This is a genomic window from Agrococcus beijingensis (assembly GCF_030758955.1).
Taxonomy (GTDB): Bacteria; Actinomycetota; Actinomycetes; order Actinomycetales; family Microbacteriaceae; genus Agrococcus; species Agrococcus beijingensis.
The window spans coordinates 2,812,009-2,835,644 of sequence record NZ_CP132360.1 but is presented as its reverse complement, the minus strand read 5'-3'; the positions used below and the strand labels follow the sequence as shown (position 1 = coordinate 2,835,644).

Sequence of the window (23,636 nt, the reverse complement as noted above, 5' to 3'; positions counted from 1 at the left end):
CCGGGCTCAGCCGGCGTCGACCAGCGCCGCCACCTGCCGGGCGATCTCGAGCTCCTCGTTGGTCGGCACGACCCACACCTCGATCGCCGACCCGTCTGCCGAGATGCGGCGCTCGCCGCGACCGGCGTTGCGCTCCGGGTCGAGCACGATGCCGAGCCCTTCGAGCCCGGCCAGCGCGACCTCGCGCACCTTCGCGGCGTTCTCGCCGATGCCGGCGGTGAAGGCGATCGCGTCGGTGCGGCCGAGGTGCGCGAGGTAGGCGCCGACGGTGCCGCGCAGCCGGTGGCCGACGACCTCGAGCGCCTCGACGGCGCGCGGGATGCCCGCCTCGGCCGACTGCAGCACGTCGCGCATGTCGCCGGTGCCGGTCATGCCGAGCAGCCCGGAGCGCTTGTTGAGCAGCAGGTCGATCTCGTCGACCGAGAGCCCCGCGACCCGGTGGAGGTGGAAGATCACGCCGGGGTCGACATCGCCCGAGCGGGTGCCCATGACGAGGCCCGCGAGCGGCGTCATGCCCATCGACGTCTCGATGCTGCGGCCGCCCCGCACCGCAGTGGCCGAGGCGCCGTTGCCCAGGTGCAGCACGATCGTGTTGACCTCGTCGAGCGGCCGGCCCAGCAGCTCGGCCATCCGCCGCGAGACGTACTGGTGGCTCGTGCCATGGAAGCCGTACTTCCGCACCCGGTGCTCGGCCGCGATGCGCGCCTCGATCGCGTAGCGATGCGCGGCGGGCGGGATCGTCAGGTGGAACGCGGTGTCGAAGACCGCCACGTGTGGGTAGCCCATGAAGGTGGCACGGGCAGAGCGAATGCCTTGAAGGTTCGCGGGGTTGTGGAGCGGCGCGAGCGGGGCGAGGTCGTCGATCTGCTGCGCGACGTCGTCGTCGATGAGCACCGCGCGGTCGAAGCGCGCGCCGCCCTGGACGACGCGGTGGCCGATGCCGATGATGCCGGCCTCGTCGAGCGCGGGCCCGTGCTGGTCGAGCTGCCGCAGCACCCAGCCGAACGCCTTCTCGTGGTCGGGGATGACCCGCTGCTCGACGACCTTCGGGCGGCCGGGCAGCTCGTGCTTGGCCTCGCCGGTCGTCTCGCCGATGCGCTCGATCAGACCGCTCGCGAGCGCCGCGCCCGAGTCGAGGTCGACCAGCTGGTACTTGAGGCTCGAGGAGCCCGCGTTGATGACGAAGACCGAGCGGGTCATGCGGTGCCTCCAGTGCCGGCAGCGCCCTGCGCCTGGATGGCGGTGATGGCGATGGTGTTGACGATGTCGCCGACCAGCGCTCCCCGCGACAGGTCGTTCACGGGCTTGTTGAGCCCCTGCAGCACCGGCCCGATCGCGAGCGCGCCGGCCGAGCGCTGCACGGCCTTGTAGGTGTTGTTGCCGGTGTTCAGGTCGGGGAACACGAACACCGTCGCCCTGCCGGCCACCGCCGAACCGGGCATCTTCTTGGAGGCGACCGCCGCATCCGCTGCCGCGTCGTACTGGATCGGCCCCTCCACCGGCAGCTCGGGAGCCCGCTCGCGCACGAGCTCCGTCGCCGCGCGCACCCGGTCGACCTCGGCGCCCGTGCCCGACTCGCCGGTCGAGTACGACAGCATCGCCACCCGCGGCTCGATGCCGAAGTCACGAGCGGTCTGCGCCGACGAGACGGCGATGTCGGCGAGCTCCTCGACGGTCGGCTCCGGGATCACCGCGCAGTCGCCGTAGACGAGCACCCGATCGGCGAGCGCCATCAGGAACACGCTCGAGACGACCGAGACGCCCGGCTTCGTCTTGATGGTCTCGAAGGAGGGCTTGATGGTGTGCGCGGTCGTGTGCGCGGCCCCCGAGACCATGCCGTCGGCGTCGCCGGTGTGCACCATGAGCGTGCCGAAGTAGCTGACGTCGAGCAGCCGCTCCATGGCCTGCTCGTGCGTGACGCCCTTGTGGGCCCGCAGCCGCTGGTACTCGGCCGCGTACTTCGGGCGCAGCTCGGCGTCGTCGGTCGCGACGATGCGCGCGTCGGCCAGGTCGAGGCCGAGGCCGGCCGCGCGGCGACGGATCGCCTGCTCGTCGCCGAGGATCGTCAGCCGCGCGATGCCGCGCGCGAGCACGGTCGAGGCCGCCTGCAGGATGCGGTCGTCGTCGCCCTCGGGCAGCACGATGTGGCGCACGTCGGTGCGGGCGCGCTCGATCAGGCTGTGCTCGAAGATGAGCGGCGTGACGACGTCGGTGGTCGCGACCGCGAGCCGCTCGAGCAGCGCGTCGGCGTCGACGTGCTGCTCGAACAGGGCGAGCGCCGTGTCGCGCTTGCGCTGCGTGCCGTCGACCAGCGAGCCGCGGGTGGTGGCGACGCGGCGCGCGGTCTCGTAGGTGCCGTGCGGGCTGACGCCGATGGGCAGGGCGAGATCGAGGCCGTCGAGCAGCCGCTGCACCGCGGGGTGCAGGTCGAAGCCGCCGTTCAGGATGATGCCCGCCAGCGTCGGGAAGGTCTCGGAGCGCTGCGCGAGGATCGTGCCGACCACCACGTCGGAGCGGTCGCCCGGGGTGACGAGGATGCCGCCCTCGATGAGGCGCTCGAGCACGTGCTCCATCGACATGCCGGCGACGACCGTGCCGAGCGACTCGCGCGACAGCAGTTCGGCGTCGCCCCGCACGAGCTGCGCGTCGGTGGCGGCGAAGAGCGTGCCGACGCTCGGGGCGCTGAGCAGCGCATCCTCCGGGATCGACCAGACCGGCACCTCCGCCGGCACGGCATCGGCGATCGCCGCGGGGATGCCGTCGATGGCGGATGGGTCGGCACGGTTGACGATGACGCCGGCGATGGATGCGTGGGCACCCACGAGCTCTGCCGTCGTGACCTCCGCCAGCTGCCGCAGTTCGTCGGCGGTGCGGGGAGCGTCGGTCTCGGGGTCGCGGCCGCCGAGCACGAGCAGCACCTCGGCGCCCAGGTTTGCGGCGACCCGCGCGTTGAAGCCGAGCTCGGTGGGGCTGCCGACATCGGTGTAGTCGGAGCCGACGATCACGATCGCGTCGAAGCGCTCGTCGATGCGGTGGTAGCGGTCGACGATCGTGGCGAGCGCCGCCTCGGCGTCCTCGTGGACGGCGGCGTAGGTGGTGCCGATCGCGTCGTCGTACGCGAGGTCGACCGCGTCGTGCGCGAGCAGCATCTCGAGCACGCGATCGGGCTCGGCTGCCGACCGCGCGATCGGCCGGAAGACGCCGACCTTCTCGACGCGGCGGCTCAGCGCGTCGACGAGCCCGAGAGCGACGATCGACTTGCCGGCGTGGCCTTCGGGGGAAGCGATGACGATTCGGGTCGGCACCGCTTCAGGCTAGTACGCCTCATCCTGAGGTCACGAAACGATAACGCTTGACCTGCACCCTTTCCTCTGCCTTTGCGCACCCTTAGTTTTGACCACATCTGCCCCCGAGGTCGGGGGCTTCGTCCTGAACGAAGGATCACAGTGAGCACACTCTTCACGAAGCGTGCACGCCTTCGCAGCGGCCTCGCACTCACCACCGCCCTCGCGCTCAGCGCGGGGGCGTCGGTGCTTGGTGCGGCATCTGCGAGCGCGGCGCCGGTTCAACCACCGATCGACACCAGCGGCTTCGACGACGGCCGCTACATCGTCGTCCTGGATGACGACCCGATGGCGACCTACCGCGGCGGGCTGCCCAACCTGGCTCGCACCGCTCCGCTCGGCTCTGACGACATCGACGTCGACTCCGCCGCTGCCGATGCCTACTCGGCATACCTCGAGGCCGGCCAGACCGAGGTCGCCTCGTCGATCGGTGCGCAGATCGAGTCGCGCCTGACCGTCACGATGAACGGCTTCATCGCCGACCTCTCGGCGGAGCAGGCGTTCGAGCTCGTCCGCGACTCCCGCGTCTCGCACGTCTTCCCGGACGAGATCCAGCAGATCCAGGCGAGCCCCGCCAACGAGTACCTCGACCTCGAGGGCCTCTGGGCGCAGGTCGGCGGCGTCGACGCCGCCGGCGAGGGCGTCGTCGTCGGTGTGCTCGACACGGGCATCGCCCCGGAGAACCCGCTGTTCGCGGGCGACCCGCTGGGCACGACGGCCGGCACGGAGCCCTACCGCAGCGGCACCGACATCATCTTCGAGAAGGGCGACGGCAACACCTTCACCGGCTTCTGCGAGACGGGCGCCCAGTTCACGGCTGACGACTGCTCGACGAAGATCGTCTCCGCGCGCTACTACGTCGACGGCTTCGGCCAGGCTCGCATCGGCACCGAGACCCAGATCCCCGGCGAGTACCTCTCGCCGCGCGACGGCGACGGCCACGGCTCCCACACCGCCTCCACGGCCGCCGGCAACGCCGACGTGCCCGTGGCCTCCCCGGGCGGCGCCGACCTCGGCACCATGTCCGGCGTCGCGCCCGAGGCGCGCATCGCCGCGTACAAGGTCTGCTGGTCCGGGCCCGACCCGGCAGTGACCACCGACGACGGCTGCGCGAACAGCGACTCGGTGCAGGCGATCGAGCAGGCTGTCATCGACGGCGTCGACGTGATCAACTTCTCGATCGGCGGCGGCGCGGCGACCTCGGTCGTCTCGGCCGACGACATCGCGTTCCTGGGCGCGGCGGCTGCCGGCGTCTTCGTGTCGGTCTCGGCCGGCAACTCCGGCCCGGGCGCCTCGACGCTCGACCACGCCGCCCCTTGGTACACGACGGTCGCCGCGGCGAGCGTGCCGAACTACGAGGCGACGGTCATCCTGCCGAACGACGTGCTCATCCCCGGCGGGTCGGTGACCGTGCCCATGGGCGAGGGCGCCGAGACCATCAGCGGGCCCTTCGTCTACGCGGGCGACATCCCCGCAGCCGGCGCGACCGCGGCCGACGCGGCGCTCTGCCAGATCGGCACCCTCGACGCGGCGCAGGCCCTGGACAAGATCGTGCTCTGCGACCGAGGCGTGAACGCGCGTGCGGAGAAGTCGCAGGTCGTCGCCGACGCCGGCGGCGTCGGCGCGGTGGTCGTCAACGTGACGCCCGGCTCGATCGACCTCGACGACCACGCGGTCCCGACGATCCACGTCGACGCCGAGTACCGCGACGAGCTGCTCGCAGCCGCCGACGGCACCACGGTCGTGTCGTTCGCTCCCACCAACATCTCGGGCATCGAGACCGTCGCCCCCGTGGTCGCCGGCTTCTCCTCCCGCGGTCCGGTGCAGGCAGAGGGCAGCGACATCCTGAAGCCCGACGTCGCAGCACCCGGAGTCGGCATCATCGCCGCCGGCCCCAACCCCGCTGACGGCGCGCCGAGCTTCGAGCTGCTCTCGGGCACGTCGATGGCGGCACCGCACGTGGCCGGCCTCGGCGCGATCTACCTCGGTGCGCACCCGAACGCGTCGCCGGCAGAGGTCAAGTCAGCGCTCATGACGACCGCCACCGACACCCGCAACCTCGACGGCACCCGCTCGACGGACGTCTGGGCGCAGGGCGCGGGCTTCGTGAACACGCAGTCGATGCTGGACGCCGGACTCATCTACGAGAACGGCACGGCCGACTGGTACGGCTACCTCCGCGGGCTCGGCTACATCCTGCCCGACGAGTGGGTGGGCAGCCCGATCGACGCCAGCGACCTGAACATCGCCTCGATCGGGATCGGCTCGCTCGCGGGCACCCAGACGGTGACGCGCACGGTCACGGCACTCGAGGCCGGCACGTACGCGCCGTCCGTCGAGGGCGTCCCGGGTGTCACGGTCGACGTGTCGCCCGCTTCGCTGGTGTTCACGGAGGCCGGGCAGTCGCTCGACTACTCCGTGACGTTCACGACCGCCGGTGCCCCGCTCGGCGCCTGGTCGTCGGGCTTCCTCACCTGGACCAGCGCAGAGCACACCGTCCGGTCGCCCCTCGCGGTGCAGCCGGTCGCGGTCGCGGCTCCCACCTGGGTCGAGGGCATGGGCACCGTCGGCGAGACGCCGATCACGGCTGTCTCCGGCATCGACGGCCAGATCGGCCTCGACGCCAACGGCCTGGCTCCGTTCGCCCAGCTGGGCGCTGACGGTGGCGACACCGGCGACTTCTTCGAGTACGCGTTCACGGTCGCCGCAGGCGAGCTGGTGCACTACATGTCGCTCGACGCAGCCGATGACACCGCCGACCTCGACCTGGACGTCTACCGGCTGAACGCGCAGGGACAGCCCGTCCAGCGGTTCCTGGCGGCCACCGGCTCCGCCGATGAGGAGCTCCTCATCGAGGCACCGGTCGCGGGCGACTACATCGCCTTCGTCGACGTCTTCGCCACGGGTGAGGCCGGCGCGCCGGCGACCTTCACGCTCGACCACGTCGGTGTCGGCGACGGTCAGCAGCAGGGCTCGTTCCGCGCGGAGCCGTCTTCGGTCGACGCCGCCATCGGCGAGGAGTTCACGTACTCGGCCAAGTGGAACGGCCTGGACGTCGACTCCGAGTACCTCGGCATCATCGAGTACACCGGCACGGACGTTCGCACCATCGTGCGCGTGACGACCGGCGACGTCACGATGCCGGCGCCCGACCGGCTCGCCGGCGACGACCGGTACGAGACCGCGGTCGAGATCTCGCAGCAGGGCTACCCGGATGGCGCTCCCGTCGTCTACGTGGCCAGCGGCGAGAACTTCCCCGACGGCCTGGCTGCCGGTCCCGCCGCTGCGCACGAGGGCGGCCCGCTGCTGCTCACGCCGAGCTGGGGCCTGAACGGAGCGGTCGCAGCGGAGATCGAGCGACTCGCGCCCGAGCGCGTCGTCATCGTGGGTGGAGAGCCCACGCTGTCGGCCGCGGTCGCGGACGCGCTCGAGCCCATGGCGACCACCGTCGACCGCGTCGCGGGCGCAGACCGGTATGAGACGAGCCGTCTCATCGCCGACTACGCCTTCGACTCCGCCGCATCGGCGTTCATCGCCACCGGACGCAACTACCCCGACGCACTGTCGGCGGGCGCTGCGGCCGGCTCCATCGATGCGCCGATCATCCTCGTCGACGGCCTGTCCGGCGGCGCGGACGACGCGACGATGGCGCAGCTCGACAGCCTTGGTGTCGGCACGACGTACCTGATGGGCGACCAGGCCTCGATGTCGAACGGCATCGAGCTCTCGTTCGACAACGCGGGGCTGACGGTCAACCGGTTCGCCGGCTCTGACCGGTTCGACACCGCGGTGCTCGTCAACCGGGCGATGTTCGATGCTCCGGTGCCGGCGATGTACATCGCCAGCGGTGAGAAGTTCCCGGACGCCCTGGCCGCTTCGGCGCTCGCGGCAGCCGAGGGCTCGCCGCTGTACCTGGCGCGCTCGTCGTGCGTGGACTCGGCTGTGGTGACGGAGAGCCTGCGGCTCGACCAGCCGCGGGTGTTCCTGCTCGGCAGCGAGGCAACGCTGTCGGCGCAGGTCGCGCAGTACGCGATCTGCCCGTAGCGGCAGCATGAGCGAGGGGGCGGGGACTGCGGTCCTCGCCCCCTCGTCGGCTCCGCTAGAATCGCAGGGTTGACCGTTCGCGGTCAGCACGGAGGATTCGCCTAGTGGCCTATGGCGCACGCTTGGAAAGCGTGTTGGGTGCAAGCCCTCGGGGGTTCGAATCCCCCATCCTCCGCTCTTGTGATGAGTCGCGACATAGGTCTCACCTGAGTCGCGACACGAAGGACCACCGCTACACCACTACTTGGGACTTGACCCGTTCTGCGCCTACCTCAAAGGAAGTCGACCGTTCACCTTCGTAACAAGGAACACGTTGACAGCGGTTATGGTTACGCAGGAACAGCGTGGGAAACCGCACCTTCTCGTCATCCCTACCAGGCACAGAGAGACCATTCTCGACTTGACAGATGATGAGTGTGCGGCGCTGATGGTCGAGGTAAGGAACGCAGCGACGGCTATCGATGCCGCTTACCAGCGTCCAGGTATCTCCGTCTGGCAGAACAACGGTGAGGCCGCAAGCCAGTCGATCAGGCACGTTCACTTCCACGTCGCAGGAACCCTGGACTCTGGCGGCACCGAATGGGGTCCCGTTGAAGAGCTCCCTCTCGCCAAGACAGAACTCATTGCCAAGCAAGTTCGAGCCCACTGGCCGTCTTCGTAGACGTCACGTTGACCGGACGAGATCACTAGGGAATCGTCATTCTCTAACGTCTGGCAGTGGGGTGTTTCGTGTCGCCGCTCAAAGCTATGGTGCGGGCGAAGGACTTATGATGTTGACATCCACAGGCGTTGGAGCATCGTCCAGGGGAACCGCCCAAGATACGGTGTGAGCGATCGCGAGCAGCGTTAGTCCGACTAGCGCGATTAAGAAGCCGTCACGGAAGACCGTGACCATCGCTCGGCGAGTCTTCGACGTCGTATGCACTGCCAGAACGTACTGTCGAAGCTCCTCTCGGCGGGGATCACGAAGGTGAATGAAGTCTTCTACCTGGACAACTCCAAGGACTTTGTTCGACACGGCAACACCGGCAAAAACCAGAACTGCCATGACGACAATGAGAACGCCGACCAACCAGATGACGAGCAAGCTGGTGGAGTTCGAGGCAACGGCCCAGAGTCGCTCGAAGGCGGCAGTGCTCAGTCCGATGGCCGCAATGATTGCTGTGAGTGCGAACTCTGCACGGCGCCGAACCGCCTCGATGCCCGCTGATTCGCTTTTCAGCCGCTCGTCATAGGACGAGCGCGCCAAGGGAAGGTTCCGTTTGGGGCACTCGTCTATCCACTTCGTTTTAGGTGCCGCTTCCTTTGGCATCCAAACTCTCCGGCCAGCGAAGAGACCCAGCGCCGTACTCACAACCATGCGAACTTCGGCGAATGTACGTCTTGTCTTGTCGCGAAAAGTCTGCTTTCTCATGTGGCCACCACGAGTAGATCTGCGAGGGCATCAGTGACCGCAGTACCCACTCGCTCCGGAAGGAAGAGCCACTGCCCCGATGGGTTCACGTCGAGAAGGTACACCTCGCCATCAGGCGTTTGGACCCAATCTTGGCTCGAGTATCCGAGTCCGAGATGACTCGCAATTGTCAGCGCGCCTGTGGGCGCTATCGAGCTCGCGTCAGGGGCTTCTTTGAACGCAGAATGATTGCGTGAACGCCGCCGCCAGTCAGCGGGAGCAGTTAGGTCAACATCTAGCGTTGCCACCCAGCTACGATCGCCGACGGTGACAACGCGAAGATGCTTAGCAGCCGGTATCCGTTCCTGGACAATGAATGGCGCTGCGTTCAGAGCGTTAAGTCGAATGTCTGTAGGCATCATCGACTCGGCGTAGACCGTCATTGTTTCACCGTCCTGGATGAACTGGCCCGTACCGAGAGGCTTAACAATGACCTCGTTCGAGAAGGATGTCGCGACTGCCTCACTACTCGTCGTCACTAGGGTTCTCGGGTATGGAATACCAAGCCTGACGGCCGCCTTCCATTGCCAGAGTTTCGATTCAGCTCTGCGCAGTGCCACTGGGCTTGTTATCCAACTTACTTTGGAGTCGTCCAGAAGCCATGAGTACGCCGAATACCAAGTGCCAAGCTCCAAAGCTCTCAGTGAGCCTGCTTCGATGCCAAGACCCCAGTCTGCCCGGTGAAGACGTCGTAACCACCCAAATCGCGCATCGGTGAGGTCGCGCCAAGCGCCGTCAATTTTCACGGCGTAACCTTCATCGCTTAACGAAAGACCATCGCTCATGACTGACTCAAGGTCGAAGATCAGTGGGCGATTTCCGCATCTTATGAGGGCATCCTCGACAGCTGCGATATGAGGATCATCACGTTCACCGATGAGGATGGGTGCTCTGGAACTCAACGAGGCCCGACGTAACTTAGGAGGAGCTGCGTGACTGCCTCATCGGTATCGGACGATTCAATCGTCTCTGTGATCGTTGCTGTCCCGCGAATACCATCGACACCGCCTTGCGGGTAGCTTGCTAACTCGGCAAACAAGGAGGTGGAGGCTTCTCTTGCCTGCATTAGCTCTCCATCCGAGACATCACCAGCGGGGAAAACCCGAACCCGTGATCAGATGTCTCGATTGTGTGCGTCAGCGTTGAAGGCTGCGGACGGGGCCTAGGTTCGGGCTCATTACGCTGCATGTCCACTGCCAGCAGTCCGAACAACGACGTGGATGCGTTCATTGGACTCCAATGGCGGTTTACGACAGGGAACTCTTGAATCTTACCGTGGATGTCGACAACAGTGCAGTGGAGATGGAGGTCTTTAGGATCACAGCGATGTCTCTGGGACACGAAGCGAGTCGAGCCGGTCAGGTCGCTTGCTCGGCCGACTCGGCCATTGTTCTTCGTTCGGCGCGTACGGCGGCTCCTTCCCGCAGGCGTGCGCGACCCAGCAGGATCAGGCTGACCGGCCCCATGATGATGAACTTCATTGTGTTCCACAGGCACAGGAAAACCAGGAGGTTGAGCCAGCCTGGACCACCGTCTGCGATCAGGGTGGTGAATGTGCTCGCGGCCAGGAGGTAGGGCGCGGCGAGGAGTATCGCTGGTACACCCCATTTCAAGCCTCGGCGGGTGCGGATGGCGTCGAGCAAGATGTTGGTGGGCATGTAGCGGCGCAGGAATGCGCGGGTGTGGACGCTGACGGTCCAGAGTTCGCGGATCATGACGGGGGTTTCCTCTCACATGCACAACGGATCGTCGGAAGCGGTGCGTGTGTGAGTGGCCTTGCGGCCTGCCCCGAGGAGCGTCATATCAAGGAGAAATCCGCCTCAACTACCAAGATACGACGCACCGGCGACATTCGGAAGGGAAATGGGTCACAGGCCCAGGCCCGCGCCCTCGCGCCGCGCAGTCCGAGATGGCTCGTCGTGTCGTTCGGCACTAGCGAGGTCGCGGAGTCTTGCGAGAGCGGCTTTCGCTCGTGCGGCGTCGATCTTCTGTGCGTCACTGTCGGGTGCCGGGCCGAGCGGCGTGCGTGTGGTGATGCCGTAGCGGTCCCGGTACGCGGCCACGGTTCTCGCCTGCTGTTTCCACGTGGCCACGGCTCTCGTCTCAGGCGGCATGTTTCCGAGTGCGAGCGCCCATTCGTGACGCTCGGTGAGGGCGTGGTCGACGACGGCCACGGCGCGTTGTTCGATCAGCTCGCGTCGCTCCGTGAGGGCATTCCGCATCTCGGCGCTCATGGGCCCGGCGGCTTCGGGGATGAGGCCGGAGATCAGTCGGGGCGCCTTGCGGGTGCGCCCGGAACCTGCGGGTCTGGCGGTGGCTCGGGTAAGACGGTGGTGGATGACGGAGGCGATGTCGTCGGCGTCGCCGAAGCCGCGTGCTGCGACGAGCCGCGGGATGAGGGCGTCGATGTTGTGGTGGTTCGCTTCGGCTCTGCGGAGTTCGGCGGTGAGTGCCCCGAACGCGTCGGAGTGGATCGTGTCTTCTGCTTCGTCCGGGGTGAGGCCGGATTGACGGATGAGGGTGGCGAAGCGGTCGTGTTGGGCGGCTTGCGCGATCGTTTCGTACTCCGCCGCGAGCTGCGCCACCGACCCCCAGGCCTCCTGTTCGGCGATGATCGTCTCGTGCGCGGAGAGTTCCGCGCCGACGTGCTGCAGCACTCCATAGAGCACGCTCCGCGCGGTCGCATCCGGGTCATCCGCCGGGTGCGGGGTGGTGTGGTTGTCGTCGGGGAAGTCGGTGGCGACATATGCGAGGTTCGTGTGCCTGCCGCGAGTCATCGCGACATACAGGTTCTCCCTGGTCGTAGACGGATCAACGAGGACATGCGAGGTGTCGGTCGTGATGCCTTGCGCCCTATGAGCCGTCACTGCGTAGCCGAGGTTCTGTAAACGCACCTACCTCTCACACGAGTAGGAAGGTGGGGCCGAGAGATGGGCCACGAACAGCAGGAACAGACCACGGAAGCGTTGCGGGCGGTGGTGTACGTCAGGATCAGTGACGACCCCGAGGGCACCGAACGCGGCGTGGATCGGCAAGAGGTCGACTGCCGCGCCTACGCCGAAGCCCACGGCTGGGAAGTCGCAGCCGTATTCCGAGAAAACGACACGTCGGCGTTCAAGCAGCGCACGATCACACTCTCTTCGGGTGAGCGGGTGCGGCGGGTTGTTCGCCCGCAGTTCCGCGCCATGCTCAAGAATCTCGCGGACGGCCAGGCGCAGGTGATGGTCGCGTATGACTTGGATCGGGCGGTGCGCGACCCGAGAGATTTGGAAGACCTCATCGACGCGAAGGTGCTCGGCGGGTTCACCGTCCGCTCCGTGACCGGCTCGCTCCGGTTGGATACGGATTCTGATGTGGCGATGGCCAGGGTGCTGGTCGCGATGGCGAACAAGTCATCGGCGGATACTGCCCGTCGTGTCGCACGGGCAGCGAAACAGCAGGCCATCGAGGGTGCCTGGCACGGCGGCCGGGTGCCGTTCGGATACCGGGCCGAGGCAGGCGCGCTCACGATTGATCCGGTGACGGGGCCGCTGGTGGTCGAGATGTACCAGCGGGTGCTCGCCGGTGACTCCCTGTACCGAATACGGAAGGAGTGGAACGAGCGCGGCATCCTCACCACCCACGGATGCAGGTGGTCGGATCGGACGCTCAAGATGGTGCTCTACAACCCCTCCAACAAGGGCGTGCGCGAGTACCGGCCCGTCATGCCGGACGGGAGCCGCGCGCGAACCTCGAAAATGCAGGTGAAAGCGGCGTGGCCCGCGATTGTTGACGAGGACACCTGGCAGCAAGTCTCCGACGTACTCGATGCCAGGAAGAAGGCCCGGAACTTCCACCAACCCGGAAGTGGTTCGGCGGTGCGGATGTACCCGTTCTCGGGGTTGATTCGCTGCTCACTGTGCGGGACGGCGATGATTCACCGGGGCGGCGTGTACCAGTGCATCCAGCCGACCCCAGGCGGGTGCACCCGTTCGATCCGCTCTGCCGAAATCGAGAAGCTCGTGGAGGAAGCAGTGCGTGCGACGTTCGAGCAGATCACCCTCCACCCCACGAAACACCGAACCTCCGGCAGAGACCTTGCGGCCAGGGTCGGGCTCGCGGCGACGCTCGACGCGGATAGGGAACGCTTGGCGAGGCTGGATGATGATTACTACGACGGCCTGATCGACAAGACCATGTGGGTGCGGCAACGTGCGAGGATTGCGGAGCGGATCGAGTCGACCCGCCGCGAGCATGCGGCGACGATGCCCGAGCAGCACGCAGGGCTCAACATCGACATGACCACGGTTGCGGCTGAGTGGAAGGGGCGTACCCCGATGTGGCAGTACCAGGCCGCGAGCCTGATCCTGCAAGCGGTACTCGTGCACGCTCACCCCGCAGACATGATGACCGCTGTCCCCAAGCGCCGCAACGAGAGCACCGAGGACTTCCACGTGCGCCGAGACGCGCACCGCGCGGCAGTGCTCGCACGCCGGGTCGAGTTCATCTGGCGCGCATAGCCCCGACGATGCGTGACCGGCCCCGCGTTCCTGGCTACGAAAGCATGTCAGGGTGCGGGGCCTTCGCGTTGCTCGGCGACGGGTACACGCATGGGGCGCGGAGCGTTGCAGAGTCCGCGCAGCCGAGTCAGCACGGCTGGATCATCTACGACGGTGGTGAAGCCCTGCGCGCGCCGCGAGGCGGCGGCAAGCTGAGCGCCGAGCGTGGAGTTAGGCGACGGCTCAGGGGCGGTGGAGGTGTCAGTGGGGGTAACGGTGCGGGTGCTCATACCGTTAGGTGCGGAGCCCCACCCCCAAATCAAGGCGCGGCGTGCTTGTCGGGGTTGGCGGTGCGGATCATCTTCATCAGCGCCTGATCGTTGCACAGAGCGTCCAGCGTTTCGCCGTTCAGTAATCGCAGCAGCACACCATCACCCATCGGCGTGCCCGCGTGCTTCAGGTCGGGATGCCCGAGTGTGATCCGCAACAGCGCAGACCACGACCGGGGCGGCAGACCGAGCAGCATTGGGATCGTGCGGTCACGGCGCAGCACCTCGACCCCTCGCTGACGCGAGGAGAGATCGGCAAGCCGGTAGGCCACATGCTCGACGCACTCGGCAACGAGCGCAGCATCCCAACCCGCAGACTCGAACAGCGCGACCGTGGCAGACAGCAAAGCGGCCACTCGCGCCTCACGCTCGCTCTCGTCCGGGTCGTCGTCGCGGTGCGTGAAAGCGGGATGGTAGTCGGCCAGCCGCTCCCGCTCGGCGAACCGCACCGCATCATGGAACCCGGCCATCCGAGAGGCGTGGCGTACTTTGCTGGCAGAGGTCAGCATCCCAGCAGCGCGAGTCTCCGCGTGACAGGTGATCTGCACAGCACGCGTCACCACCGCCCAAGGGTTGCCCGCGTTACGCGTTGAAGGGGCGAGCATCACCTCGAACGCGGCGGACGCGACCGCCCAGGCATCCAGCCCGTGCTTACGTGCGAGTGGCCGGTACTTCGTGGCGGTGTAGCGCATGAGTTCGGCTGCTTCACGGTCACCCCGCCAAGCGCCCGGCCCGGAATCGTGTAGTCGAGTTAGTAGGGAACGTAGACCTTCTGGGCTCTCGTAACCGCCGCTGGTCGAGCCAGTCGTTCCCGCAGCATCGTGGGTAGCGGGTGAGGTGTGTTCGTCCACGGTGACGCCTCCCACAAGGGAGGTGCGCCATCAGCACCCAAAGCCGGTAGGTGCCCTGCATGCCGCACTGTGCCGGGCGCGGTCGGGGTCTCCGCTGTCCGCCGTTGGACGCGAAATATCAGCCTTCTTGTCAAGCCAGACGCTGGTTCAGGCTTTGATGCGATCCCGAGCTTTCCTGCTCATGGATCGACCTCTTCGGCAAGCATCGAATACCGTGCGGGAGGAGGAATCAGGTCAGAACGGTATCGCCGATCAAACGTGGCTTTGCGACCCTTCACTGAGCGTCGTCATAGTCGCTTCGAGGTGTTCAGTGTGGGGTGAGTGGACTGCAGATACTTCCCGGTGATTGAATCGCTTGCGGTGAGGAGGCCCTGTGGGGGTCCGTGGTAGACGACGGTGCCTCCTCGTTCTCCTGCGCCGGGGCCAATGTCGATGATGTAGTCAGCGTGCGCGACGACCCGTTGGTTGTGTTCGATGACGGTGATGGTGGCTCCCTCGTCCACGAGCCGGTCGAAGAGTCGGAGGAGTCTGTCGGTGTCGGAGCCGTGGAGTCCGGCGGTCGGTTCGTCGAACACGAGCCGCAATCTCGAGGGTTCGGGAGTGTCGCTGAGGTGTTTGGCGAGCAGGAGTCGCTGGCGTTCGCCTCCGGATAGTGTGTTCGTCGTTTGTCCGATGCTGAGGTACCCCAGCCCGACGTCTTCCAGCCATCCCAGCGGTGTCGTGATGTCGCGGACAGACCTGAACAGGTCGAGGGACTGGGAGGCGTTCATTGCAAGGACGTCAGCAATCGAGTGTCCCTTGAACTGGGCGGAGAGCGCCTGAGGATTGAACCTGGTCCCGCCGCACGCCTCGCAGGGTGTGCTCACGTCATCGAGGAACGCGAGGTCGGTAGTGATTAAGCCTTTGCCCTTGCAGACCGGACACGCACCTTTTGCGTTGGGGCTGAACCACGACGGTGCCATATGGTTGGCGCGAGCGAACTCACGGCGGATGGGGTCGGCGATTCCCAGTACGGTGGCGGAGGTTGACCGGTTCCCGCCACGGAGTGGTTCTTGCCCGATGACGACAAACTGCGGGTGTTGAGCTGGGAGGATTTGGGCGGCGAGGGTGCTCTTCCCGGAACCCGCGACCCCGGTCACCACGGTGAGGACTTCGAGCGGGATCTCAACGGTGACATCCTGAAGGTTGTGGGCTGTGGCACGTTCGACGGTCACCCACTTCGTCGGTGTCCGAGGGTTGAGGTTGAGACGCACCTGCTCGTGCAGCATCCGACCGGTCGCCGTGTCGGTGGCGGCCAGTTCGTCGGGTGTCCCCTCGAACTGGATGTGACCGCCGTTCGTCCCTGCCCCGGGCCCCAGGTCGATGACGAGATCGGCCGCAGCGATCACCGCAGGGTGGTGTTCGACGACGAGGACGGTGTTGTGGGCATCACGAAGGTCTGCCAGGAGCGTGAGCAGCCGGTGAACGTCGTGTGGATGGAGGCCGACGCTGGGCTCATCGAAGATGTAGCAAACGTCGCTCAAGGCACTGCCGAGATGCCTGACGATCTTTACCCGCTGTGCCTCGCCGCCGGAAAGCGTCGTCGAGTGCCTGTCCAAGCTCAGGTATCCCAGCCCAACGGCGTCCAATGCTCTCAATCGTTCGCTGATCGCTGTGAGGACCGGATTCACGCGCGAATCATGAACACCGTGCACCAGGTCCCGTAGTTCGCTGACCGGGAGCGCGGACCAGTCAGCAATCGACCGGCCGTCTATGAGACTCGAGCGAGCGGCCTGGTTCAACCGGGCCCCGTGGCACTCGGGACAGGGCTGCCGAGTGACGATCCTCGCCAGCCCCGCTCGTTCTTCGTCGGTCAGCCGAGAGGGCGTCTTGCGCAGGTAGCTGTTGCGCAGCCTGGGAATCACTCCGTCGAAGTTGCTCGACTTCGGGTACTTCGGGTCAGGGGACGCCAGCGGCAGATCCTCCGCGTACAGGAGACTGTTGAGCACGTCGTCGGGCAACTCGGATAAGCGCGTCTCGGGGTCGGCAAGGCCGGAATGCACCATTCGAGACCACCGATAGGTGCCAGGTTCAAACGCCGGGAAACGAATCGCACCCTGATTCAAACTCAGCCGCATATCGAGCAACTGGTCGAGGTCGATATCGTCAACCGTTCCCAATCCCTCGCATCTCGGACACATCCCGGACGGGTCGTTGAACGAGTATGCCGGCGAGTAACCGGCGCAGGGCTCTCCGATACGAGAGAAGAGCATCCGCAGCAAGGGCGCGATGTCACTCGCGGTGCCAACGGTCGATCTCGCGTTGCCCGTGAACGGGCGCTGATCCACGACCGTCGTGAACATGAGACCGTCGATGCGATCGACATCAGCTCGTCCGCTGGACGGCAGACGGTTGCGGACAAACAGCGGGTACGACTCTGCTACCAAGCGGGTGGCTTCCGCGGCGATAGTGCCGAAAGCGAGAGACGACTTTCCCGACCCGGAGACGCCGGTGAAGGCGGTGATCTGGTGCTTCGGTACCCGCACAGACACCTCTTGGAGATTGTTGGTCCTCGCTTGCTCGACACTGATCCACGCAGCACGGTCCCCGCTCATCTTCGTCATGTCTCAACGCTACGATCAGTTGTGGACAGGTATTGACCGCAACCTGTTTGGCAGGAGGGCAAACATGAGGACGCCACGGGAGCGGATGCTGCGCTTACTCTCGTTGCTACAGAGCGGCCGCCAATGGACAGCGCCCGATCTGGCCACGGCGACCGAGAGCACACCCAGAACACTGCGACGCGACATCGAGTTCCTCCGAAACCTCGGGTATCCCGTCCAGAGCAGCCGTGGTCCCGGAGGTCACTACCAACTCGTAGCAGGCCGAGCACTCCCGCCACTCATGCTCGAAGACGACGAAGCAATTGCGGCAGTCCTGAGCCTGAAACTGGCAGCCAACGGAGCAACGGTCGGCGAGGAGACTATGACTTCTGCGGCACGAGCCGAAGCAAAAATCCACCGCATCTTGCCGCCCAAACTCAGGCGCACCGTCGACGCCCTCATCTCGACGACCGACATCTCCAGCACAGCCGGAACACTTCCTGAGTCAGGCACGGCGAAAACTGTCGCTGAGGCAATCACAGCCCACCGAATCCTGCGCTTCGACCATGCCAACACATCCCACACGACACAACGTGAGGTAGAACCGGCACGCCTAGTGCGGCTCCAACAACGCTGGTATCTCTTCTCCTGGGATCGCGCCCGTAGCGACTGGCGTACCTTCCGACTCGACCGGATGAGCAATCTACAGATCGGGGTCAAGTCCCAAGTAGTGGTGTAGCGGTGGTCCTTCGTTTCCGGAAAGCAGCACCTCGTCAAGAATGATGTTGGCACCCGAGTGCGCCAGCGTATGCAGTGCTGAGTACCAAGCGCGTTCCAGCCGTTTGTACTGCTCCGTCACCACGACAGTGCCATCAGGGCCGTAGCTGATTCCGGACTTCAGGCTGTCGCCCCGGCCGGGTAACGCTTCGATGAACGTATCCACCCCAAAGGTCAGCCAGGTTCCGGGAAGGGATTCCTGCAGTGCTCGTGCGATAGACGTCTTTCCCGAACTTGATCCGCCGTTGAGCACGATCACTTGCGCCTCCGGTTCCCGTGCGTTCACCCGTCGAGGCCCGCTACCTCCCTCGGCCGAGCGGTCTCGCCGCTCAGTGCGGCGAGCAGGGTTGGCGTTCATTTGGGAAGGTGGTAATCGAACCAGAGCCGGTGGGTTCCGTCGGGGTCGACGGCGATCCCCCCGTCGCCTGAGATTCCACTCAGTTCGCCGGTGCCGCTGGAGGGGATGATGGCGAAGGATTCTGCGCTCCGATCTTCACCTGCTGTCGTCGCTGAGTGCGTGAAGTTGAAAGTTCCCCAACGGTGGTGAAGCGATCCCTCGAAAGATTCCATTGCAGCGTATCCGCCGATATTGCTCGCTGGGTCGAGTGCGTAGGTGAACAGCGTCGTCGAACGTCCAGTGATGTCTCCGGCGAAGCGCTTCTCCATTGTCGCGACGGCTACCGGTGTGCCAGTTTCGGGTCCGGCGTTCAAGGGTGGCTCGATGGGAGTGAATGCTTCCACTGTGAAGGTTCCTGTTGCTCGCATGATTCTCCTTTGATGGGTTATGGGCGTTTAGAAGTGCTCCACTGACGGAGTGGCGAATTGAGCTCGCCGACTTGCACCTCGTTTGGCTTCGGAGGATACCGACATTTCAGAGGTTCGTGACGTTAAGAGCGTTGAGAGTTCGATCGGTGTTTTCGTCATTTCAGGTCGCGTTTCAACGTCACAAATATTGCGAGGAGCCCGGCGATTCCCGCGTAAGCAAGCAGTATCACGGCTCCCATGAGAGGAGACGCCAGCGAGGCCGGGCTGAGTGAGGTCTGCTCGGCGAGAGTGTCGGTGAGGAAGGAGAAGCTCGTCAGCGAGGCTGTGGCTCCGCCTGGCATGAAGGGGTATAGCTTGTTCACGCCGGGGAGCATCATGAGTACGAACTCGATGAAGTAGAAGTATCCGAGCACGATGCCGATGGCGATGAGTTGGTTGCGGGCGAGCGCTCCGATACTTACCCCTAACACCATGTACACGGCCGCTGCGAGGGCGAGTTGGAGTAGCGGCAGGATGATCTCGCCAACAGGCACCGGAATCGTCACTCCTCGTGCTGCTGCTCCTGCGAAGAGTGCTGCACCGGATGCGATCGAGGAGGCGAGCCCGTATGTTAGGCCGAGCAGGGTGTAGACGACGAGTTTCGCACCAAGCACCTGCCCCCGCCTTGGCACTGCGAGGAACGTGGTGCCAATAGTTCGGTGCCGGTACTCGGAGGTGATGGCGATGGTGCCGATGAGCGCGGGGATGAACAACAGCACCGTGGGAAGCCCGAGAACGATCGCGACGCCATCTGGGGTATCGAGCCCGGGCATTGGCGGGGTCGCGTTCTCCGGCCCAATGAATGCGAGTGTGCCTGTCAGGAGTGCGCCGCAGGCTGCTGCGAGGAGGATCGTCCAGAGCGCGAGACGAAGAGTGAGCAGTTTGATGAGCTCGCCGCGGATCACACTCATCATTGGTCTCCTCCCTGTGTCGCGCGAAGGAACACGTCCTCAAGGGATGCGCCTGACGAGCGAATATCGGTGAGAGAGGCGGCTCGCCTCACCCGCCCCTTATCGATGAGTACGACATCGTCCACGGTGTGCTCGACCTCACCGAGCACGTGGCTGGACAACAAGACGGTGCGCCCTGATCTCGCGAACTCTTGGAGGAACGTTCTCAGCCAAACGATACCCCCCGGGTCTAAGCCATTGGAGGGTTCATCGAGCACGAGGATCTCTGGGTCGCCCAGAAGCGCCGTCGCAAGCGAGAGCCGCTGGCGCATTCCGGTCGAGAACGTGCCGATGCGACGGTCAGCGAAAGCGGTCGCGCCCACCTGTTCGAGCACCGCTTCGATTCGTGTCCGAGAAAGCCCGGACAGCGCACTGTAAGTGAGCAAGTGCTGCCTGGCGGTCATCCTCGGATGCGCGCCCGCAATATCCACCACCGCCCCGACAATGCGTGCCGGGTGGGGGTGATCTCGATAGCGCTTTCCCTGCACAAGTGCCGTTCCTCTGGACGGTCGGGTCAGCCCTAGCAGTATGCGTAGCGTCGTCGTTTTCCCTGCACCGTTCGGGCCCAGGAAGCCCGTGACCCGGCCTGACGCCGCTATGAACGTGGCCTCCGATACTGCGTCAACAGCACCGAAGCTCTTACGAAGACCCTGGATCTCAATCGGCGCACGGCTCATCGTGCGACGCCTGCCTGAATGTTGTGCGCGATGCTCTCCGCGTCATCGGTGCTGAGGAGGATCTCGTCGAACCCGGTCTCGTCACGAACCGTGTGAAGGCGAAGGAGGGGCATGCCCCGTTTCATCGACACCAGTCGCCGGACACCCGAGGGGTGAGTGAAGGTGCCGAGCTTGCGATAGCCGGACACGACGAAACCAGAACGAATGCCGAGTACTTCTGAAGACCAGCCAGGCTCAACGCGAGCCGACCGAACCGCAGCTAACGGAACGTGCAGGAAGCTTCGCCCGACCATCAGGGACTCCCAGCCAGGGAAGCGCACGTCAACGCCAGCCATTCCATAGGTCGCCTGCGTCATCGCGCTCTCCTCTGCTTCAATGGGTGGTACATCAATGAGAACATTATCACAGTGATAACGGTTAGGGGTAGAGCCATGGTTGCAGAGCGTCCGGTCGCCGACCTCGTGCTCCACCCTGTTCGCATGAAGATCATTCAACAAATCGGCCGCCGCAATATGACCACCGCTCAGCTCCGCAAAGCACTGCCGGAAGTGAAGCAGGCCACGCTGTACCGGCACGTCGCGGCCCTGCTTGATGCCGAAATCTTGGCGGTCGTCGACGAACGACAGGTGCGTGGTGCCATCGAGCGTACGCTCGCACTCGGGGAGCGCATGGCCCACGTCGGCCATGAGGAGATGCAGGCGATGGACACTCTGCAGTTGCGGTCGGCATTCGCAATGTTCGTCAGCGACCTTTCAAATGATTTCGAAGAGGTTCTCGAAGACGGACGCACAGACTTGCGCGGATTCCTCGGGTTCGCAAGTGCACCGCTCTACCTCGACACGCAAGACCTTGAGAAACTTCAAACAGAGTTCATGGAAGTACTCACGCCCTACCTCCAACGACGCGATGACGCACAACGTCGCATCAGCCTCGCCACCATCCTCATCCCCGACGCCGACGACTAAATTCTCAGCCCGGTTGCATTACGCCGACGTGAACACTCGCCGGACAAACGACCCACATGGCGCGTGCGCACCGTGAGAGTTATGCCACAGGTGCCGGATCCGGCAGCGTCCGTGAGCAAGCCCTCCGGTGCGCACCAGACGATGGGCGGCTGGAGTGCCTCCCATTCGTCTAACCGGTCGTCGGCTTCGCTCATTCGACAATAGTAGTGAGGATCTCGCGCCCAACCTCTATGGCTTGCTTTTCAGTTGTGTCGATACGCAACTCATCAGTGAAGCCAGCTCGGTCGAGAATACCTGCCAGCCCCGCGTGACGCTGTAGATGCCAGTGCAGGATCACTTTATCGTCCGCGTGCCGCCTGGTCAGACGCGAGATCGCCGCATCGGGTGTCGTTGTCAGCCGCACATGCAACAGCCTTCTCGAGGCCAACGCCCCAGAAGCGCGGCGCAACTCTTCCAGTGACTCGACAACTGTTGCGACCACAATCACGCGGGCACCCGCGCGCCGGAAGTTCGAGGCGATTGCCTGCATGTTCTCCAGCGCCAGTGCGGTCCCGAAAGGGTCACCAGGCGGCGCAGGCCACGATCGGCGCAACCAGTCCACATCGATGACTGCGCCAGGAATACCGCACCGCTCCAACTCGCCGCCGAGCCTCTCGGCAGTGGTTGTCTTCCCCGTGCCAACGCTGCCATTGATCAAGACAGTGTCGAACGTTACGTTAAGCACTTTCCAACGGTATCAGTCGTCAGTGCGCGAGCTGACTCCAGGCGGATCGGGGGACAGCATAGCGCAGCCGGCAGCAGCGGTGTCCAGCCGACATGGTGACCGCTCACTCAGACTGGCCTCCCACTACGTCGAGGAAGATACCCGTAGGGGAGCAAACATAGCTACGTCTTAACCTTTTGGTTTGCCGTGCACCAGCCTAGCTTGAGCGCAGTCAACGGCGTGGGAGTTGAACTGAGCTCGACCCCCTCGCGCTACGAATCTCAACCTAGCGTTCTGCCGCATGAAATCAACGATCTACAGCATCTGGCCTGTGGATAAATCCACCGCGATACCCCGACCTACAGGTTGCTTAGCACTTCCGTTAGCACTTTTCGCGTCGCGGGCGACGCCTTCGCCCGGCCCGAGATCTGAAGCGAATGATGGACCGCTGCGACGACAGACGCACGGTGACTCCGTAATGGCAGGCAAACGCAGTTACGGATGACTCTGGGCTGTTCCATCCGAGGCGTCTGGTGATGACCGCGATAGTGAGGTCGGTCTCGCGTAGTAGACGCGCCATTTCGATGATACGGAACTTCGTCAGGTAAGCCAACGGCGTCATCTTGCAGGCGTCCCTGAAGACGCGGCTCGCCTGAGCGATCGACGGGTGATGTCGCCGCGGAGCAGCGTGAGGCGCCGCCATCTGCGCTACGGCCAGTCCGCACGACGATCCGTGAATCGGTTCAAGAGAGGTATTCCGCTGCCCAACTGGAAAGAGTGGTGGGCGTCGTCGTCGCGTAGGTACGTGGATTCTCGGGAGTGAAGTCATCCCTGATCCCGGCGGCCATCATCACGATTGCCTCGATCTGGGCCTCGGGCAGGCCGAATTCGCCGAGCGCGGATCGGACGTTATCGTCGCTGAGCTGAAGCGCTGACACGGGCGCGTCTAGCGTGGTCGAAAGGATCGCCGCGGCTTGTGTGAACGACAGGTCTTCGGGGCCGTGGACTGCCTGAACCTCGCGACCACTCCACGTTCGGGAGAGCAGGCGCCCTACTGCGACCGTAGCGATGTCGGCGGGAGCGACCCAAGCGATCGGGCGCTCGATGTCCATCGCTGTGCTCAGGACACCTCCGCGGATCGAGTCGATGTCCATGAGTAGGTTCGTGAAGAAATACCCGCATCGCAAATGCGCGACCGAAGCGCCGCTGGCTTCCAACTCCAACTCGGTTGCGGCGAGGCCGTCAATTTCTCCGACACCGTGCCGCTTCTCGGCTCCTACGCTGGACTGGAACACCACTCGCTCGATTCGATTGGTCTCGATTGCGGTGCGGATGTTGCGTGCGGCGAGGGAGTGCGCTGCGAGCGGGTCGCTGTCCGTCGCGGTCGGGCTGACCCAGTACACCGCTTCGAGCCCTCGGGTCGCCTCGACAACAGTAGGTTCGTTCCAGGCGTCCAACATAGCAATATCGACGTAGTCCGCGATGCTCTGATCCAGCTTGTTCGGGTTGCGAACCAACGCCCGCGGGCGTTCTCCCGCCTGCACGAGCAGACGGAGGACATGCGCCCCAACGTGTCCGTTCGGCGTCATTACCCCTATCGTCATGTCTCCACTCCTTACGTCGGTTCACTTCGACGCTAACAGGAGATGTGGTCTGATTCTGACCGCATCTTTAGGATG

Annotated in this window: 19 protein-coding genes, 1 tRNA gene and 2 pseudogenes; 8 read left to right on the top strand and 14 right to left on the bottom strand. The window is 64.9% G+C overall.

What is annotated here, in order from left to right; translation table 11 throughout:
- Window positions 1-6 precede the first annotated feature (6 nt).
- Together Q9250_RS13875 and pta are read right to left on the bottom strand one after the other, a co-directional pair.
- Window positions 7-1,200 carry an acetate/propionate family kinase gene (locus Q9250_RS13875; protein ID WP_306232480.1) on the bottom strand — a complete coding sequence of 398 codons (1,194 nt, stop codon included), beginning with the start codon at window positions 1,198-1,200 and terminating at the stop codon, window positions 7-9.
- Window positions 1,197-3,305, bottom strand: a complete 2,109-nt coding sequence (gene pta, locus Q9250_RS13870) for a phosphate acetyltransferase (protein WP_306232479.1) — start codon at window positions 3,303-3,305, stop codon at window positions 1,197-1,199. The genes Q9250_RS13875 and pta overlap by 4 nt, the downstream gene beginning before the upstream one ends.
- A 141-nt stretch (window positions 3,306-3,446) precedes the next feature.
- Between pta and Q9250_RS13865 the strand changes: the two genes are divergently transcribed.
- The 4 genes from Q9250_RS13865 to Q9250_RS13850 all read left to right on the top strand — a co-directional run bounded on the left by Q9250_RS13865 (window position 3,447) and on the right by Q9250_RS13850 (window position 8,598).
- A complete protein-coding gene (locus Q9250_RS13865) occupies window positions 3,447-7,388 on the top strand; it encodes a cell wall-binding repeat-containing protein (protein ID WP_306232477.1) in 3,942 nt (1,313 codons plus the stop codon).
- Window positions 7,389-7,478: 90 nt separating this feature from the next.
- A tRNA-Ser gene (locus Q9250_RS13860) sits at window positions 7,479-7,563 on the top strand.
- A 69-nt stretch (window positions 7,564-7,632) separates the two neighbouring features.
- Window positions 7,633-8,049, top strand: coding sequence for an HIT family protein (locus tag Q9250_RS13855; RefSeq protein WP_306232476.1), 417 nt, complete (start codon window positions 7,633-7,635; stop codon window positions 8,047-8,049).
- Window positions 8,050-8,358: 309 nt separating this feature from the next.
- Window positions 8,359-8,598, top strand: coding sequence for a hypothetical protein (locus Q9250_RS13850; RefSeq protein WP_306232475.1), 240 nt, complete (start codon window positions 8,359-8,361; stop codon window positions 8,596-8,598).
- Between the two features lie 1,601 nt (window positions 8,599-10,199).
- Here the strand turns inward: Q9250_RS13850 and Q9250_RS13845 are convergent.
- Together Q9250_RS13845 and Q9250_RS13840 are read right to left on the bottom strand one after the other, a co-directional pair.
- Window positions 10,200-10,556 (bottom strand): hypothetical protein, encoded by a 357-nt coding sequence (locus Q9250_RS13845; protein ID WP_024355920.1) that lies wholly within the window; start codon window positions 10,554-10,556, stop codon window positions 10,200-10,202.
- Between the two features lie 153 nt (window positions 10,557-10,709).
- A pseudogene (locus tag Q9250_RS13840) lies at window positions 10,710-11,723 on the bottom strand (C-terminal helicase domain-containing protein); the annotation flags it as partial.
- 48 nt (window positions 11,724-11,771) lie between these two features.
- Here Q9250_RS13840 and Q9250_RS13835 point away from each other — a divergent pair.
- On the top strand, window positions 11,772-13,340 hold the full coding sequence (locus Q9250_RS13835) for a recombinase family protein (RefSeq protein WP_166232719.1): 1,569 nt from the start codon (window positions 11,772-11,774) through the stop codon (window positions 13,338-13,340).
- A gap of 298 nt (window positions 13,341-13,638) precedes the next feature.
- On the opposite strand, the gene Q9250_RS13830 is transcribed toward Q9250_RS13835, so the two are convergent.
- Together Q9250_RS13830 and Q9250_RS13825 are read right to left on the bottom strand one after the other, a co-directional pair.
- Window positions 13,639-14,340 carry a hypothetical protein gene (locus tag Q9250_RS13830; protein ID WP_206079966.1) on the bottom strand — a complete coding sequence of 234 codons (702 nt, stop codon included), beginning with the start codon at window positions 14,338-14,340 and terminating at the stop codon, window positions 13,639-13,641.
- A gap of 446 nt (window positions 14,341-14,786) precedes the next feature.
- Window positions 14,787-17,102: an excinuclease ABC subunit UvrA gene (locus Q9250_RS13825; RefSeq protein WP_206079967.1), complete on the bottom strand. Its 2,316-nt coding sequence runs from the start codon at window positions 17,100-17,102 to the stop codon at window positions 14,787-14,789.
- On the opposite strand from Q9250_RS13825, the pseudogene Q9250_RS14240 reads away from it, so the two are divergent.
- A pseudogene (locus Q9250_RS14240) lies at window positions 17,101-17,328 on the top strand (HTH domain-containing protein); the annotation flags it as partial. The gene Q9250_RS13825 and the pseudogene Q9250_RS14240 sit on opposite strands and share 2 nt — an antisense overlap.
- Before the next feature lie 54 nt (window positions 17,329-17,382).
- Window positions 17,383-17,820: a helix-turn-helix transcriptional regulator gene (locus Q9250_RS13820; RefSeq protein ID WP_306232473.1), complete on the top strand. Its 438-nt coding sequence runs from the start codon at window positions 17,383-17,385 to the stop codon at window positions 17,818-17,820.
- On the opposite strand, the gene Q9250_RS13815 is transcribed toward Q9250_RS13820, so the two are convergent.
- From Q9250_RS13815 to Q9250_RS13795, 5 genes are all read right to left on the bottom strand, one after another.
- Entirely contained in the window at window positions 17,785-18,117 is a 333-nt protein-coding gene (locus Q9250_RS13815; RefSeq protein ID WP_306232472.1) for a phosphotransferase-like protein, read from the bottom strand. The genes Q9250_RS13820 and Q9250_RS13815 overlap by 36 nt on opposite strands.
- Before the next feature lie 95 nt (window positions 18,118-18,212).
- Window positions 18,213-18,623 (bottom strand): DUF3224 domain-containing protein, encoded by a 411-nt coding sequence (locus Q9250_RS13810; RefSeq protein WP_166232737.1) that lies wholly within the window; start codon window positions 18,621-18,623, stop codon window positions 18,213-18,215.
- A 155-nt stretch (window positions 18,624-18,778) separates the two neighbouring features.
- Window positions 18,779-19,573 carry an ABC transporter permease gene (locus Q9250_RS13805; protein WP_083311052.1) on the bottom strand — a complete coding sequence of 265 codons (795 nt, stop codon included), beginning with the start codon at window positions 19,571-19,573 and terminating at the stop codon, window positions 18,779-18,781.
- On the bottom strand, window positions 19,573-20,289 hold the full coding sequence (locus tag Q9250_RS13800; RefSeq protein ID WP_166232735.1) for an ABC transporter ATP-binding protein: 717 nt from the start codon (window positions 20,287-20,289) through the stop codon (window positions 19,573-19,575). The genes Q9250_RS13805 and Q9250_RS13800 overlap by 1 nt, the downstream gene beginning before the upstream one ends.
- Complete coding sequence (locus Q9250_RS13795) at window positions 20,286-20,645, bottom strand: hypothetical protein (protein ID WP_166232733.1); 360 nt, start codon at window positions 20,643-20,645, stop codon at window positions 20,286-20,288. Before Q9250_RS13795 ends, Q9250_RS13800 begins: the two co-directional genes overlap by 4 nt.
- A 75-nt stretch (window positions 20,646-20,720) precedes the next feature.
- Between Q9250_RS13795 and Q9250_RS13790 the strand changes: the two genes are divergently transcribed.
- Window positions 20,721-21,254 (top strand): helix-turn-helix domain-containing protein, encoded by a 534-nt coding sequence (locus Q9250_RS13790; protein ID WP_166232731.1) that lies wholly within the window; start codon window positions 20,721-20,723, stop codon window positions 21,252-21,254.
- Window positions 21,255-21,444: 190 nt separating this feature from the next.
- On the opposite strand, the gene Q9250_RS13785 is transcribed toward Q9250_RS13790, so the two are convergent.
- The 3 genes from Q9250_RS13785 to Q9250_RS13775 form a co-directional block, all read right to left on the bottom strand.
- A complete protein-coding gene (locus Q9250_RS13785; protein ID WP_166232729.1) occupies window positions 21,445-21,978 on the bottom strand; it encodes an AAA family ATPase in 534 nt (177 codons plus the stop codon).
- 361 nt (window positions 21,979-22,339) lie between these two features.
- Complete coding sequence (locus Q9250_RS13780; RefSeq protein WP_272027555.1) at window positions 22,340-22,660, bottom strand: helix-turn-helix domain-containing protein; 321 nt, start codon at window positions 22,658-22,660, stop codon at window positions 22,340-22,342.
- 40 nt (window positions 22,661-22,700) lie between these two features.
- Window positions 22,701-23,561 carry an NAD(P)H-binding protein gene (locus Q9250_RS13775; RefSeq protein WP_166232725.1) on the bottom strand — a complete coding sequence of 287 codons (861 nt, stop codon included), beginning with the start codon at window positions 23,559-23,561 and terminating at the stop codon, window positions 22,701-22,703.
- Window positions 23,562-23,636: the final 75 nt, after the last annotated feature.

Excerpts from the sequence above, each read along its gene's own strand:
- Q9250_RS13875 (WP_306232480.1), bottom strand. The coding sequence starts at position 1,200 with ATGACCCGCTCGGTCTTCGTCATCAACGCGGGCTCCTCGAGCCTCAAG.
- Q9250_RS13845 (WP_024355920.1), bottom strand. The coding sequence starts at position 10,556 with ATGATCCGCGAACTCTGGACCGTCAGCGTCCACACCCGCGCATTCCTG.
- Q9250_RS13835 (WP_166232719.1), top strand. The coding sequence starts at position 11,772 with ATGGGCCACGAACAGCAGGAACAGACCACGGAAGCGTTGCGGGCGGTG.
- Q9250_RS13830 (WP_206079966.1), bottom strand. The coding sequence starts at position 14,340 with ATGCGCTACACCGCCACGAAGTACCGGCCACTCGCACGTAAGCACGGG.
- Q9250_RS13825 (WP_206079967.1), bottom strand. The coding sequence starts at position 17,102 with ATGACGAAGATGAGCGGGGACCGTGCTGCGTGGATCAGTGTCGAGCAA.
- Q9250_RS13820 (WP_306232473.1), top strand. The coding sequence starts at position 17,383 with ATGCTCGAAGACGACGAAGCAATTGCGGCAGTCCTGAGCCTGAAACTG.
- Q9250_RS13810 (WP_166232737.1), bottom strand. The coding sequence starts at position 18,623 with ATGCGAGCAACAGGAACCTTCACAGTGGAAGCATTCACTCCCATCGAG.
- Q9250_RS13805 (WP_083311052.1), bottom strand. The coding sequence starts at position 19,573 with ATGAGTGTGATCCGCGGCGAGCTCATCAAACTGCTCACTCTTCGTCTC.
- Q9250_RS13800 (WP_166232735.1), bottom strand. The coding sequence starts at position 20,289 with ATGAGCCGTGCGCCGATTGAGATCCAGGGTCTTCGTAAGAGCTTCGGT.
- Q9250_RS13795 (WP_166232733.1), bottom strand. The coding sequence starts at position 20,645 with ATGACGCAGGCGACCTATGGAATGGCTGGCGTTGACGTGCGCTTCCCT.
- Q9250_RS13790 (WP_166232731.1), top strand. The coding sequence starts at position 20,721 with ATGGTTGCAGAGCGTCCGGTCGCCGACCTCGTGCTCCACCCTGTTCGC.
- Q9250_RS13780 (WP_272027555.1), bottom strand. The coding sequence starts at position 22,660 with ATGGCGGCGCCTCACGCTGCTCCGCGGCGACATCACCCGTCGATCGCT.
- Q9250_RS13775 (WP_166232725.1), bottom strand. The coding sequence starts at position 23,561 with ATGACGATAGGGGTAATGACGCCGAACGGACACGTTGGGGCGCATGTC.